Raw genomic sequence first — 15211 nt, 5'->3', positions numbered from 1 at the left:
TTTATTAATTATTATTATAATATCTAATTTATTTTTTGGAATTTACCAAGAAAGTTATTTTTATGTAAACTTGATTTTACTTGGCACTTTATTTCAGGCTTTTTTTCAAAAAGGCAACTGTTTAGGCACGCTATTTGCATAAATGAAATTATGGAAGAGTTGATCAAAGAAGTATCAGACTTGAAGGCGTTAGTCAGCCGCTTACTGCTTCGTATCGAAGAGTTAGAGGTAAAAAATGCTGACTTCCATCGTCAACTTAGCCACAACTTCTCAAACTCACACAAACCACCTTCCAGCGAAGGATATTCAAAGAAACCTCCCTACGACAAAAACCTCTTTAGCTAATTAATTAGGGGATTTTGTTGGAACTACGGCTGCTGCTTTGATATGCGGAGCAAAAGTAGTTTCTTCATATGTAGAAGCTGCTTACAATAAAGTAGTAAGTTGGTTCTAAATAATTAAATCAGCACCCCCATACTCTTGTTATGGGGGTCTATTTCCATTTTTCATTACTCATTTTATGTTGTACTATATAAAAGATTTATCGCTTTTTATTCATAAACCTTCACCGACTATTTATGATAGTAACAAAACGGTCAAAGAGAGGGCACTTAGCGTTTTTATATATTATTTGTGGGAAATTATCTTTTTATTTCCTGTAATTGCAGCCCTTGCTGTATTGAATTATTATGGATTACTACCTGAAAATTCTAATAAGTTAAACACGAAAACTGATTTTTTTGAAAATTTATTTTTGATATGTTTAGCGGTTCCGTTTGTCGAAGAGGTTATTTTTCGCTCTCATTTAGCAAGTCCAAGATGGAGCATTGTTGCATGTTTATCCTCTATCGTCTGTGGCATACTATTCGTTTTTGAAGTTATTATAGTTAATTTTAATTCAAAGTTTCCAATTTTATTTAGTATATTTCTTATAAGTATATCTTCATTTTTATTTTCTAATCAGTTTTTAAGAAACGTTTATAAAAGATACTATTTTGTTATTTTTTATTCTATTGTATTTGCCTTTTCTTTAATTCATCTTACAAACTTTGATTACAGAAAAACACCATTAATTCTTTTCCATGTACTACTAACGGCTCAGTTTTTAGGAGGAATATTTTTAGGCTTCATTCGACTGAAATACGGTTTTTTTTTACTGCGTACTATCGCATTTTTGGTTCAACTTTACTTTGTTAATAGCTAAATATATTGATAGTATGTAAATTGACATAATAAAATATTTAATAAAGAAATTTTTTTGTGTAAACTTAATTCCACTGGATACTTTTTTTGGTTTTTCAAAAAAGAATAATATTTAGTATTTTTATTTAAATGGATAAGTAATGACAAGAATAATCCATTTTTTGAAAAAATCTCTATGTTGTTGATAATAGCCTATATGGCAGTATTGTCAATAGTAATATCCAATATTTTTGCAGCAATAGGTGGCATAACGGGAGAGACATGATTGATGCCTTTTTCATTGACTTAATTCTCGGTTATACTTTCTTAATCGCCAAGATAAAGAAAAGTTATCGTTTCTGGGCAACTTTTTCAGTTCATCTTCTTCACAATTTTTACGTTTTTGTTGTGAGACATTATTTGTAAAATATCAGAATATTCTGTGGCCTATTTTATTACATATGTTGATTAATGGGGTAGTGGCGTTGTTGAAAACATTATAACCTTTCTTCATAAATTAGTCAGAAAAGTTGTTGAAAAGAGGTAAAGACGGAGTGCATTTTTGTAAAAAACTTAAATGCCCATGAAACCTTTACAATTACCTCCCGCCGAAATCGCTCCTTTTACGGCCGAAGCCTATCTACCCAAAGTCACTGTTCGCAGCCAACTGATTTATGTATTGGTTTTGTTAGCGTTGGTGCTGGCGTTGGGGAGTTTGCCATTTATTAAGGTGGACGTGTCGGTACAAAGCACGGGAATGATACGCCCCGCTGCCGAGCGTAACGAATTGAAATCATTAGTGGCTGGGACAGTCGCGCAGGTATATGTTCGGGACAATCAGCGGGTTAAACTTGGACAACCTCTACTACGTTTGCAAACGGATATGCTGGACACTAAGCTACGCCTTAATCGGACACAAAAACGCGAAAAAGAGTTGTATATCAGCGATTTGAGGGAACTGGTTCAGTTAGATAAACAAAGCCTTAAATTACTGTCGAATCTGGGGTCGCCGTTGTATCGTCAACAATACGAGCAATTTCGCTGGGCAATGACTGAAAATCTACAAATGCAGCGAAAGCGTAAACGAGAGTGGGACATCAACCAAAAACTACTCGACGAAAAAGTAGTCGCTGCCCTCGACGTAGAAGATAAAGCTTTTGCTTACGAGAGCGTACAGGCGCAGTATCAAACGGCCTTTGAGCGCCAAGTGAGTGGCAAACGGCACTCATGCAACACCAAATGGCGGTGGAAGAACTGAAAGCCCAAGAACGCCAATACCTCCAAGAACGCGAACTATATACCATAAAAGCGCCTGTGGAAGGGCATATACACCAGTGGATAGGAAAATATGCTGGAAGTTACCTCCAATCAGGGGAACTACTGGGAATAATCTCTCCTGACTCTAACCTCATCGTGGAGTGCTATGTAGCACCCAAAGACATTGGTTTACTGCACAAAGGCATGAAAGCAAGAATGCAACTGGATGCGTTTGATTACAATCAGTGGGGGTTTGCCGAAGGGGTGATTCAGGAAATTTCAAACGATTTGAACGTAGCGGAAAACCAGCAACCTTTCTTCAAAGTGAAGTGTTGGTTGCTGCAAACCCATTTGTCTTTACCCAATGGATATGTAGGACAACTTAAAAAGGGAATGACTCTTCGAACCCATTTTATTGTGACCGAACGCAGCCTTTTTGACCTACTGTACGACAAAGCCGACGATTGGCTCAATCCAAAAGCCCCCACCATCAGACCTTCCAAGTTTTGATTACGATTATTACCAAATTTGGAAGGTCTAAATCCAAATGACCTTCCAAGTTGTGAATACATCCATTACCAAACTTGGAAGGTCTAAACCTCAAAATCCCACGACAATTCAAGACTTTCCAAGTTTTGATTACGATTATTACCAAACTTGGAAAGTCTAAACCTCAAAATCACAACAGCCATGTTTTCAAGAAAGAAAAAGACGGAAGTTAAACAACACGATATTACCGACTGTGGGGCAGCGTGTTTGGTCTCGATAGCAGCTCATTATCAGTTAATTTTGCCCATTGCTCGCATTCGCCAATATGCCTGTACCGACAAAAAAGGAACGAATGTGTTGGGAATGATAGAAGCGGCTCAAAAGCTTGGTTTTCAGGCAAAAGGGGTAAAGGGAAAATTTGAAAGTTTATTGAAAATCCCGATGCCCGCTATTGCCCACGTGATTATTCAAGAGCGGCTACATCACTATGTTGTTATTTATGAAGTGACCAATAAGCACGTGGTGGTGATGGACCCTGCCTTTGGCAAATTTGAGAAGAAAACGCACGACGAATTTCAGCAGATTTGGTCGGGAGTATTGGTGTTACTTTTACCCGATGAAACCTTTGAAACTGGCAATACCAAAGAATCTGTGCTTGGGCGATTTTGGCAGTTAATTCAGCCCCATAAATCGGTGATGATTCAGGCGCTTTTTGGGGCGTTGATATACACTGTGTTGGGGCTTTCTTCTTCGGTGTATATGCAAAAAATCGTCGATAATGTACTGGTAGAAGGCAATCGTAATTTGCTCAATTTGCTGAGTGTAAGCATGATTTTGATTTTGTTGTTGCAGTTGGTCATTGGTTCCATGAAAACGTTCTTTGCCCTACGTACGGGTCAACGGATTGATGCTCAGTTGATTTTGGGGTATTATAAACACCTAATGAAGCTCCCCCAATCGTTCTTTGATACGATGCGAGTAGGGGAAATTATTTCGCGAATCAATGATGCCGTCAAAATTCGGGCCTTTATCAACGATACAGCGCTTACGTTGGTCGTCAATGTGTTTATCGTTCTGTTTTCATTTGGGATGATGTTTACGTACGATTGGAAATTGGCGTTGATTATGATGGCGATTGTCCCGTTTTACGCCCTCAATTATTGGGTTGTGAACCGACTCAATAAAAAGCACCAACGGCAATTGATGGAAAAAAGCGCCGACCTCGAATCACAATTGGTCGAGTCGCTGAATGCCATGGGAACTATCAAACGTTTTGGTTTAGAGGCATTTGCCAATATCAAAACCGAAACCCGATTTGTGCGTTTATTGGGGACTATTTTTACGTCGGCCCAAAACTCCGTTTGGTCGGGTACAGCTTCGGAATTGGTGTCTCGTTTGTTTACGATTCTTTTGCTTTGGGCGGGGTCGGGATTTGTATTAGACAAAGAACTCACCCCTGGCGAATTGTTGTCTTTTTATGCGCTTATTGGCTATTTTACAGGTCCTGCGAGTAGCCTTATTGGTACCAATCGGGTTGTACAGGATGCGCTTATCGCCGCCGACCGCCTTTTTGAAATCTTGGATTTGGAACGTGAAGTTTCTGAAAATAAAATTGACCTCACTCCCACGATGGTCAGTGACATTCGGTTTCAACAGGTGTCGTTTCGTTACGGGACACGCGTCCAAGTGTTTGACCAACTTGATCTCACGATTCCCAAAGGAAGTATTACGGCGATTGTGGGCGAAAGTGGTTCGGGTAAATCGACGATGTTATCGCTTTTGCAAAATATTTACCCGCTCCAGTCGGGTGCGATTTTTATTGGTGACTATGACATCAAACACATTAGTAATCAAAGCCTTCGGCAATTGGTGAGCGTTGTGCCTCAACACGAAATCCAGAAATACTCATTTTAGATGAAGCTACTTCTTCTTTGGATTCTCTTTCGGAGCGTTCAGTTCAAGCGATGGTGCAGCGGCTACGCCAAGAAGAAAGAACGGTTATCATTATTGCCCATCGCCTCAGTACCATTATGAACGCCAATAAAATTGTGGTGGTAGAGTCTGGCAAAGTAATTGAAGAAGGACGCCACCTTGAGTTACTCGCAAAAAGAGAAGCCTATTATCAACTTTGGGCGTCGCAGCACGGCACTGAAGTACGTGAAAAAGCATTTGAACAGCCTCTTTCGTTGGCTGCCTAACAAAGTTTATCTGGTTGACGTATAGTTATTTCCGTCAGTTAATCTTGAACGATTAACCGACGGAAATTCTTCTACAAAGCCTTCCGCTTCTTCCCTTGAAAATCAACAATTTCGACGGAAGCATCATGTGTCGTTAGTGCCAACTTACGCGCCGATTGTGATAAAAACGAAGCGCCATAATAAAGTTCTTGGCGGCGTACCGTTCCTTTTTTGTCACGAATGAGCGCGTACGCATCGTGGGGTTGTAGTGCTACCCATTTAAGCGAAGCACCGTTTTGGCCAAAACTCCGCAATGAACCACGGTTTTGCGTAGCAATCAAAATTCTACGCCCTGCTTTGTTGGTCAACTGCGCCAATCCTTTGGCATTGCCCGGTACATAAAAGCCCGTTTGAGTTTGAAGTACTGGCGTAAAATCGCCTTTACCATTTCCTTTGAGCAACAGTCCATTAGACGCATCGTATCGGCCAGAGCTTGTCTCATTTCCAAAATCGTTGGCCACCAACAAAACATCCAAGAAACCATCGGTATCAAAATCTTCAACAATCATTCCGTTAATTGGAGCGATTTGGGCTAATATTGGTAGAGGCTTGGTTTTGAATGTTCCATTCCCTGTATTTTCGATATAGACAGATTGGCAATAGGTAACATCCAATTGCAGCGCTTTTTTACGTTCTTCTTCCGTCAGTATATTATCAAACGTTGCATTGACAAAATCAGCGTATTTCTGAAAGCGCATTCTTGTTTGAATAAACTGCTTGATAAGGTCTTCGCGTCCATGAAAAGGCACGCGGACAAGCTGGTTTTCGGGATTTGGGAAATACACAAATGGAATGGCGTCGTAGCTACCATCTTGGTTAAAATCGCCCGCCAATATACTCAACGGATGGGTGTCAGAGGCTTTGTTGAGGGTATTCAGCCCAAGGTTTCCTGCGATGTAGTCGGTATCACCATCGTGGTCGAAATCAGCGCCTACTAAGCTTCCCCAAAATCCTTTTTTAGTGTCGAGTTCGGAGTGTAAGATGTCGAATTTACCTTTTTGGTTTTTGAGTAAAGTCAACGGCATCCATTCTCCCGCAATCAACAAATCAAGCCAGCCGTCATTGTCTGCATCAGTCCAAAGAGCATCACAGGCAAGACCAAGGTTTTGCAGCGCAGGCGCAATTTGGGCTGTCACGTCAGTAAACTTCACCGAGCCTTCTTTGGTATCATTACGTAAAATATAACTACTTGTAGGCGCGGGATACTGATCAGGAATGACCCGCCCCGCAACAAACATGTCCAAATCGCCATCACGGTCATAGTCGGCCGCACGTACGCAAGACTTGCTGGTTAGTAATGCAGGTAGCGCACCTTGCGCAAGCGAAAAATGGCCTTTGCCGTCGTTGATGTAGAGGCGGTCTTGATAACCCAAGTCATTGGGACGTAATTCATTTCCACCACTTGCAATGTATAAATCATTGTCGCCGTCGCCATCGGCATCAAAAAGCAACGTACCCAAATCTTCTGATATTTTGTCTATTCCTTCTTTGTCGGGCAAAAGGTCGGCAAGGGCAAAGCTACCCGAAGGATTTTGTAAAAAGAAACGCCCTTTGTACTGGCGCGAACCGCCCACAAAGAAATCGTCAAGGCCATCACCGTTAATATCGCCCGCCGATACGGCTGGTGGGTATTGAGAAAGCTTATGAGGCAGTAGTTTTTGAACGTTAAAGTCAATGTACTCTACTTCTTCGTGCTTCCAGTTGAGGTGTAAAGAATCGTTTAAATCCGTAAAATAATACCTCTGATTCCGCACAGGCGCCACATAGTTTTGCGTTGCGTTCGACTGCGATACGGTCAAAACTTGGTCAGCCTTAATGTTTTTCAACACTTGTTGTTTTCCATTAGGCCACACGACCGTAGCAGAATCAATCGTTTGGTAATCGCCCAAACCAAAATGAGCTACGGGCTCTACCGTTGACAAATAACCACGGTACGGAGAATGTTCATACACTTGGGTATGATTCCCGTCGTAATAAAGCGTCATTTTAGCACCAAGCCCGTTGAGATTGTATCCCTCCCCTTTGAAAACGACCCGCAAATAATGGGCTTTTTCGGGTGTAGATTCCACCAAATTGTTACGATATACAAAAGCAGAATCATTGATGTTGTTGCTCACGAGGTCGAGGTCACCGTCGCGGTCGAGGTCAGCATAAGCGGCACCGTTACTAAACGATGCTTGGTTTAGCCCCCATGTTTCTGAAACATCTTTGAAGGTAAGATCACCGTTGTTTTTAAAAGCGTAATTAGGAATTTTAACAATGGGAATTTCCCCCAACAAATAGCTTTTAGGCGCAATAGAACTGCTTTCTGCCCTGAACTGCCCAAAATCACGGTCGGTCACATCCCTTGGGAAACCGTTGGTAATAATGAGGTCACGAAAACCGTCGTGGTCAAAATCAGCAAGCATAGGTGTCCAGCTCCAGTCCGTTTCTGCCACGTCAGAAAGCATACTTATTTCGGCAAAAGCAGGCTCATTGCTATTGGGTTTATTTCCCAGATTAAGTTGAAGTGTATTGCGAACATATTGATGCGTAAAACCAAACAAATCGTTGTTAAGGTACGTTTGGTAACTATTGGGCCCCATGAGGCGTTTTTTGCGGGCATTGTCTTTGGGCAACATATCCACCGCCACAATGTCAACGAGACCATCATTGTTGATATCAGCCACGTCATTTCCCATGGCTGAGTTGCTGGTATGCTTAAAATAATCTGCCGCTTTGTCGGTAAAAGTACCGTTTCCGTTATTGATGTACAGCAAGTCGTCGGTCAGGTAATCATTCGTAATATAAATATCCTTGAATCCATCACGGTTAAAATCGCAAATGTTAATCCCCAGCCCATACCCTTCGATTTGAATACCCGCTTCTTTCGACACGTTGGTATAAACAGGGTGATTGGAGCCCTCAGGCCAATCGCAGCGGTATAGGCGGTCGGTAGTGGGCGACGAGCCATCGCGGCGTTTTTCGTGAAACTTATTGGGATTGCTCTCGATGGTATTCGTCAAAACGTACAAATCCAAGTCTCCATCATTGTCATAATCAAAGAAAGCGGCATTCATCGAATGTCCACGGTCATCGATGCCGTACTCATGCGCCATTTCTTTGAATGTAGGTACACCGTCGCTGTCATTTCCCTGATTCACAAAGAGTAAATTAGTACGTTGGGATTCTACGCCTTTTGTGGTGGCAGTAAGATAAATATCCATGCGGCCATCGGCGTTTATGTCCACCAAACTTGCCCCCGAACACCAGCGTCCTAGATTTGAAAATGCTGCTTTTTTACTAACATCCTCAAACTTCATATTGCCTTTGTTGAGGTAAATACGGCTATCGGCTTGGTTTCCCGAAAAAACAATATCGGGTAAGCTATCGCCGTTCATATCCGCAATCCCAACTCCCCCACCATTATAGACATACTCAAAGTCAAGAATATTCAGGGTATCGTTTTCAACGATTCGGTTCGAGAAGTCGATGCCTGTATCACTGACTTCTAATTTCGAAAAGAGGGGTTTGTCTTTACAAGAGCTCAACAAGAAGAGACCCAACAAACTAATAACAGCAAGGCGTGCGACAACCATACGCTCAGATTTTATGTGAATGATTGGATAAAAATACAAGATTACGACTGTTCTATTTAAACAAAATCGGCAAGTCGAACGACTTGCCGATTTTGAGTTGCAAGAAATAACCGAGGATTAGTAGCCAGGGTTTTGTTTTAAGATTTGTTCTTTGCTATTCAACAAGTCCATTTGGCCTTGAGGTATAGGGAACAAAGCATATTTAGCGTCATATTTAGCACCGCCTAATGCGCCAGGCAACAATACCTGATCGTATTGGAGATACTTATTAATAGCCGCTACATCTTCGCCCCAACGAACCAAGTCATAGAAACGGTATCCTTCCATTCCTAGCTCAATTCTTCTTTCAAAGCGAACTGCTGACCGAGCATATTCTTTTGTTGGGAAAGCATCGTACAACGCAATTTTATAATTAGCGGCAGGTTTGCCATCAATCATTACGTAGTCAGACGCATTGGTTGCTCTACCTCTTACCATGTTGGTATATTCGAGTGCTTTAGCCAAAGATCCTACTTCAATTTCAGCTTCAGCCGCCATTAAAAGTACGTCAGCAAAACGAATAATAGTAACGTTGTAAGCATTGTAAGTTTGGTGTCCCCAACCTCCTGTTTCAGTCAAGCCCGCTGCTTTTTCAGCTTTGGTAAACAAGTATTTTTTAGGAGAGTATGGTCCACCGTTTGGTTGGTTACGAATCATGCTAAAACCAGTGTGTGGGCCCCAATCCAAGAATGGAATACCTCTACGGCCTACTGTGTGGTCTAAGCGTGGATCTAATGTTCCAGCATCTGGCGTGAAAGCCACGTCAGACTTAATACCCATGTCCGTTTTAACCGCATTGGCTGGCGCATTGTAAGTACCATCTAAAAGTGGAAGTCCTTTTGCATCGGTACGGAACGAGTTTACGAATTCAAACGACGGTTGGAAGAACCCGCAGCAAGTACCTGGGTCAGACCCCTGAATAAAGTTCAATTGCAAATCAGCGTTGGCATTGTTTCCATTTCCTGATTTAACAGTTGCCTGAACTGCAAACACCGACTCTGCATTGTTGTCATTTGCTACACGATAAAGATCTGAATACTTAGGAAGCAAAGCATATTTTTTGCCACCTGTTGTTTTACCGTTGGCAATGATTAAATCAAACAACGCTTTGGCTTCTGCATATTTCTTTTGATACAAATACACTTTTGCCAAGTAAGAAGCCGCGGCCCATTTGTTGGCACGTCCAACCGCAGATGATGTTTCTGGCAAATCGTTGTAAGCAGTTTTGAAATCATCCTCAATTTTTGGCCATAGCTCAACATCGTTTTTCACTTTGTCGATTCCGTTTGAAAGATTCTTAGTTTCATCAACATAAGGTACTAAGTTGAAGTTTCTTTTCAATTGGAAATAGAAATGGCCTCTCAAGAAACGTGCTTCCGCAGATATCAACTTGATATCTTCCGCTTTTACGCTTGGCTGTGCTTCTTTCAACAAAGCCAACACAGCATTAGCGCGCGAAACACCTTCAAAATAACTTGCATACACGTTGGCGGCTACAGGATCCGTCGAGTTGTATTGGAATGTTTGGATAGGGTTCATTTCAGAACCATCCCCTGGGTCAGTACCTTTGTTGGCATCTCCCCCTCTGATACTTCCAATCAGCCAGTTTGAAGGCCCTGAGTGGGTTTGACCTAATGCGCTCAATTGAGCGTACGCAGAAATTAAACTTCCGTCCAAACCAGCTTTACTGGTAAGTTGTTCTTTCGCAAGTGAGCCCGTTGGAGGCACCTCTAAAAAGCTATCTTTACAGGCATATCCCGCTAATAAAAGAATGATGCTTGCTATTGAAAAGATTATTTTTTTCATTTTGTTGTTCATCTATTAAAATCCAACATTTATACCGAAAGTGAATTGACGCGTCATTGGGAAGTTTCCTAAATCCACCCCAAAGTTAGTATCCGCAGCACCTGCTACTTGAGGATCTAACCCACCATATTTGGTAATTGTAAATAAGTTATTGACAGCGGCATGAACCCGAAGTCTGCTCAATCTTAGTTTATTTGCCACTTCCATTGGGAAGTTATAAGCAAATGAAAGGTTCTGGAATCTCAAATAAGAACCATCTTCTACGTAAAAGTCGCTAGATTGAGAACCAGTACTGAAACCATCATTTGCTTCAAAGATTGGAATTGTAGCACCTGTGTTCTGCGGCGTCCAAGATTGTTTTACGCGCTCTGAGATAGCAGAACCTGCAAACAATGGATAGAAATCAGTAAATCTTTTTGAGATATTAAAGATTTTATTTCCGACTGAAGTATAGAAGTAAGACAATACTTCAAAGTTTTTGTAAGTAAGTCGGAAGTTCAAACCACCCGTAAACTTAGGCACTGGACTACCCAAATACGTACGGTCTGAGGCAGTTATTTTACCATCTCCATCCACATCAACATATCTGAAACGACCTACGCCAGCTCCGTCTTGGGTAGGAGCATTCTTGATTTCTTCTTGGCTTTGGAAAAGTCCCTGTACTTTGTATCCATAGAAAGAAGAAAGAGAATAGCCCAATTGGTTACGAATAGGGTTTACACCTCTAAAGCCTGGGTTTACGTCTTGCAAATAAGTAAGACCGCCACCGATTTCGGTAATTTTGTTATTAAGGAAACTACCCGTAACGTCAAACTCGTAGCCTACTTTTCCCGCAAATTTACCACGCGTAATCAACTGAATATCAATACCTTTATTGACCATTGTACCTACGTTAACCGAAGGAGGTGTAGCACCACCCACAGTCTGAGTAATTGGTAAGCGATACAACAAGTCTTTGGTATCTTTTTGCCACAAATCAAGGATAACATCCAATTTTCCGTTGAGGAACGAACCATCAATACCAATGTTTTTGGTAATACTTGTTTCCCATCTTGCGTCAGGGTTACCGATGCGTGATTGTCTGAAACCTCCTACTACGCCACCATTTGTACCGTTGATGTCATACGATGAGTTTTCTACACTTTGTGCATAAAGGTTAAATTGGTTGGTAGGAGCAACGTTATTAGAGTTACCCATCAAACCATAACCTCCCCGAATTTTCAAATCAGTCACCCAAGCAAATTGTTTCATGAATGGCTCATCCGAAAGTCTCCATGCCGCAGACACCGCTGGGAACACCCCGTATCTTGTGTTGGCACCAAATCGAGAAGAACCGTCACGACGAAGTACCCCAGTAATGATATACTTATCTTTCAAGTTGTAGATCGCTCTACCAAAATAGGAGTTAAACGTAATCCCGTTGTCTTTAACACTGGTTGCTGGGTTTCTAATATCCAACGTAGAGATGGTAATATAGTTAGGATCACCAGAGAATGGATTACGACCATCGGCGCGTAACTCTTTTCCAAAGCCTGTGTTAAGTGCTTCTTGTCCAACCAATAAATCCAAATTATGGATACCGAACTTCTTCTTGTAAGAAATAGTGTTTGTGAAAGTCCAGCCTAATCTGAATCCACCACTTTCGTTGTAAGACCAGTTTACACCTTTGTTTTCAAGGGTTTCATAAATTGGGCGACCGTATCCCCAGCCGTAGAAATTCACAAAATTTCCACCAATTGATGAACGCAACGTCAAATCTTTGATAGGATCAACTTCGATGTAGAAGTTACCTGATGCCAAAGCATTATAGTTTTTATTGAGTTTATTAGCCTGTTGGTTAGCAACAGGGTTTGAACCTTGACCGAAACCTAAGGCCGTAGTACCCGCATATCCACCAAATTCGTCATAAACAGGGATAATGGTAGGAGATCTAAACGCCCCTAAAATATCGTTTTCATCTTGTGATGATTGTAATCCTTCGTTACCTCCCTGACGACCTAAGATTTGGAGGTAGGTAAGTTGGATGTTTTCACCAATTCTTACGTTTTTGAAAATATCAAATTCCGTATTAACACGCATGGCATAACGCTTTGCGCGCTGGCTTGGCAAAATACCTTGTTGATCTTGCATAGATAAGCCCACATAGAAGCGAGAAGCATCTCCACCACCTTCAAAACCTAAGCTGTGACGGCTAATTGTTCCTGTTTGGGTCAATGCTTTATACCAGTCAGTTCCTGCTTTATTTGCCTTGATAACTTGGTAAAAATCACCGATAGTTGGCCCAGTAATGTTATATTTTAGTTTTTCTGCGGCCAAATCAACAGTTCCAATTACACCACTTCTACTGCCTACTTTAAGGTAATCTGGCAACACTGGTGTTGAACCTGAACCATACTGCGGGTGCGAAAGAGGCGAGCCTGAGTTTTTAAGAGCCGTCCACGTCCAATCTGCTTGGTCTTGTGGATTCATCATTTTTTGTCCCTTACCTGGGTCAGTAAGACCATATACGCCGTCGTAAGTAACGCTCAATTTCTTCGCTGCTTTTTTACCTCTTTTGGTCGTATATACAATTACCCCGTTGGCCGCTCTTGCTCCGTAGATAGATGCAGCCGAGGCATCTTTCAATACCGTTGTTGATTCAATGTCTTCTGGATTTAAGAAGTTTACGTTACCAACTGGGTATCCATCCACAATAACGAGCGGTTCGTTACCTCCAAATGCCCCAAAACCACGAACCCGAATCTGGCTTCCTGACCCTGGTTGGCTGGTAGTCACAACGGTCACACCTGCTACGCGCCCTTGTAATTGTTGCTCAACGCTTGAAGAAGGAACAGTGGTAAGGTCTTTGGTTTTTACGGTAGAAATAGCCCCCGTTGACTCACGGCGCTTATCTACAGTATAACCAGTGACAACCACTTCAGTCAAAGCATTCGCTTCATCTTCAAGTTTAGCGTTAATAGTTGTTTGATTCCCAACTGGCACTTCCAGCGATTTGTAACCAATCGCCGAAATGACTAAGACAGGATTGGCACCTTTGACACTGATAGTAAAAGCGCCATCAGCATCTGCTGACGTTCCGACATTACTACCTTTCAACAACACGGTGGCTCCTGGAATAGGGCCATCAGAAGCCATTACTTTCCCCGAAACTTTACGTTCTTGGGCGTGTGCTGGGTCGGGTGCAAGGAGGAGTAGGAACATCCATGCCACCACACACGTCAACAGTGAGTAGAACTTTGTTCTCATAAGAAAAAACTGATAGGTTAAAAAGTGAACAAAAAATATAAAAAAAATACAAATTTTCTAGGCGCAAAAAAACATAAGAATACGCTACATACGTAAGCAGTTTATGTTTCAAAAATTGACAATAATGCGTGGGAAATTGTGCAACACCCAAAAGCTACCTCTTGGGTTGCTTCTAGAAACGTACTCAGTAAATAGATAACGAACGTGTGGAGAAAGGCCTCATGGCCAACTAATAGGTACTAACAAACGAACAACTCTGCTAATCCAACCAAAAAGAGTTTATAAATGACTATATACTTACCAAAAAATAAAAATCTTTGTTTTTGGCTAAATCAAACACATTTTTACTAAGTATCATATTGATAATTAGTGCATTTATTTTTCTTAATTTTATCGATTGCTATTCGGAGGAAAGTATTATTTACCTCTAAAATGGATTATTCTAAGAAAGAAAAATGAGCGTCTTTGTTTGATTTAGAGTTTTGAAACGTTATTGTAAAGAATTCAGCTTACTGGTATATATCATTATGATACAAACTTATTGGGTTACCGTCGATATTCCAAATTTTTTCTTTTTTTTGTGCAAAATTTACACGTATGCTTCCTAGCGAAAACATAAAAGATTTTTTAGACCAAGGTCCCGAATACCTCCCAAGTGTGTCGGTTGACTGCGTCATTTTTGGGTTTCACGAACAACAGCTAAAGGTGCTTTTACTCGAATTTAAAAAAACCAAAGCCCATGCCCTACCTGGCGGGTTTGTGTTTAAAAATGAAAGCACCGCCGAGGCTGCCAAACGAATTTTGTGGGAACGTACAGGGGTAAAAGATATTTATTTGGAACAATTTTACACGTTTGGAGAGCCCAATCGCGGCAACTGGGATGTACACAAAGCAACCATGGCCTCCCACGGATTTGATTTAACGAAAGAGCACTGGTTATTGCAGCGTTTTATTACGGTTGGTTATTATGCCTTGGTGGACTTTTCTAAAGTAAAACCCACCCCCGATATTTTTTCGGACGTGGGTGATTGGTACGATGTACACGACACTCCCCCCTTGATTTTAGACCATAATCATATTGTTGCCAAAGCCCTCGAAACGTTACAGCTCACCATTGATCATAAATTGGTGGGCTTCAACTTGCTTTCGGAGACATTTACCATGAACGAGTTACAGTCTTTGTACGAAACCGTGCTTGATAAGAAGTTGTTACGGGCAAATTTTCAGCGCAAGATGTTGAATTTGGGAATTTTGGAACGGGTCAAAAAGAAGTTTACAGGCAAAGCCCATAAACCCCCTTTTGTGTACCGATTCAACGCCGAAGCGCTTGACAAACAAAATTCATAGGTAGTGTGAGAAATGCTTAACGATGGTGGG

8 protein-coding genes and 1 pseudogene are annotated in these 15211 nt (G+C 41.5%); 6 read left to right on the top strand and 3 right to left on the bottom strand.

Annotated elements, in window-relative coordinates; all coding sequences use genetic code 11:
• Positions 1-150 precede the first annotated feature (150 nt).
• From K339_RS0115275 to K339_RS33765, 5 genes and pseudogenes are all read left to right on the top strand, one after another.
• On the top strand, positions 151-345 hold the full coding sequence (locus K339_RS0115275; RefSeq protein WP_028524372.1) for a DUF6444 domain-containing protein: 195 nt from the start codon (positions 151-153) through the stop codon (positions 343-345).
• 175 nt (positions 346-520) lie between these two features.
• Positions 521-1204 (top strand): hypothetical protein, encoded by a 684-nt coding sequence (locus K339_RS0115270; protein WP_028524371.1) that lies wholly within the window; start codon positions 521-523, stop codon positions 1202-1204.
• Positions 1205-1765: 561 nt separating this feature from the next.
• The gene (locus K339_RS37890) at positions 1766-2440 is read left to right on the top strand and encodes an HlyD family secretion protein (RefSeq protein ID WP_229598742.1); all 675 of its coding nucleotides are present in this window, start codon (positions 1766-1768) and stop codon (positions 2438-2440) included.
• On the top strand, positions 2410-2949 hold the full coding sequence (locus K339_RS37885; protein ID WP_229598741.1) for an HlyD family secretion protein: 540 nt from the start codon (positions 2410-2412) through the stop codon (positions 2947-2949). The genes K339_RS37890 and K339_RS37885 overlap by 31 nt, the downstream gene beginning before the upstream one ends.
• A 180-nt stretch (positions 2950-3129) precedes the next feature.
• Positions 3130-5126, top strand: a pseudogene (locus tag K339_RS33765) (peptidase domain-containing ABC transporter).
• A 71-nt stretch (positions 5127-5197) separates the two neighbouring features.
• On the opposite strand, the gene K339_RS0115250 reads toward K339_RS33765, so the two are convergent.
• The 3 genes from K339_RS0115250 to K339_RS0115240 all read right to left on the bottom strand — a co-directional run bounded on the left by K339_RS0115250 (position 5198) and on the right by K339_RS0115240 (position 13834).
• Positions 5198-8743, bottom strand: a complete 3546-nt coding sequence (locus K339_RS0115250) for a VCBS repeat-containing protein (RefSeq protein WP_028524370.1) — start codon at positions 8741-8743, stop codon at positions 5198-5200.
• Positions 8744-8860: 117 nt separating this feature from the next.
• Entirely contained in the window at positions 8861-10588 is a 1728-nt protein-coding gene (locus tag K339_RS0115245; RefSeq protein ID WP_028524369.1) for a RagB/SusD family nutrient uptake outer membrane protein, read from the bottom strand.
• A gap of 15 nt (positions 10589-10603) precedes the next feature.
• Positions 10604-13834 (bottom strand): SusC/RagA family TonB-linked outer membrane protein, encoded by a 3231-nt coding sequence (locus K339_RS0115240; RefSeq protein ID WP_028524368.1) that lies wholly within the window; start codon positions 13832-13834, stop codon positions 10604-10606.
• A 597-nt stretch (positions 13835-14431) separates the two neighbouring features.
• On the opposite strand from K339_RS0115240, the gene K339_RS0115235 reads away from it, so the two are divergent.
• Complete coding sequence (locus K339_RS0115235; protein ID WP_037300417.1) at positions 14432-15181, top strand: NUDIX hydrolase; 750 nt, start codon at positions 14432-14434, stop codon at positions 15179-15181.
• Positions 15182-15211: the final 30 nt, after the last annotated feature.

This window comes from Runella limosa DSM 17973 (assembly GCF_000482465.1).
In the GTDB taxonomy this organism is placed as follows: Bacteria; Bacteroidota; Bacteroidia; order Cytophagales; family Spirosomataceae; genus Runella; species Runella limosa.
The sequence above is the reverse complement of the archived record's forward strand: the minus strand, read 5'-3'. Positions and strand labels throughout refer to the sequence as shown.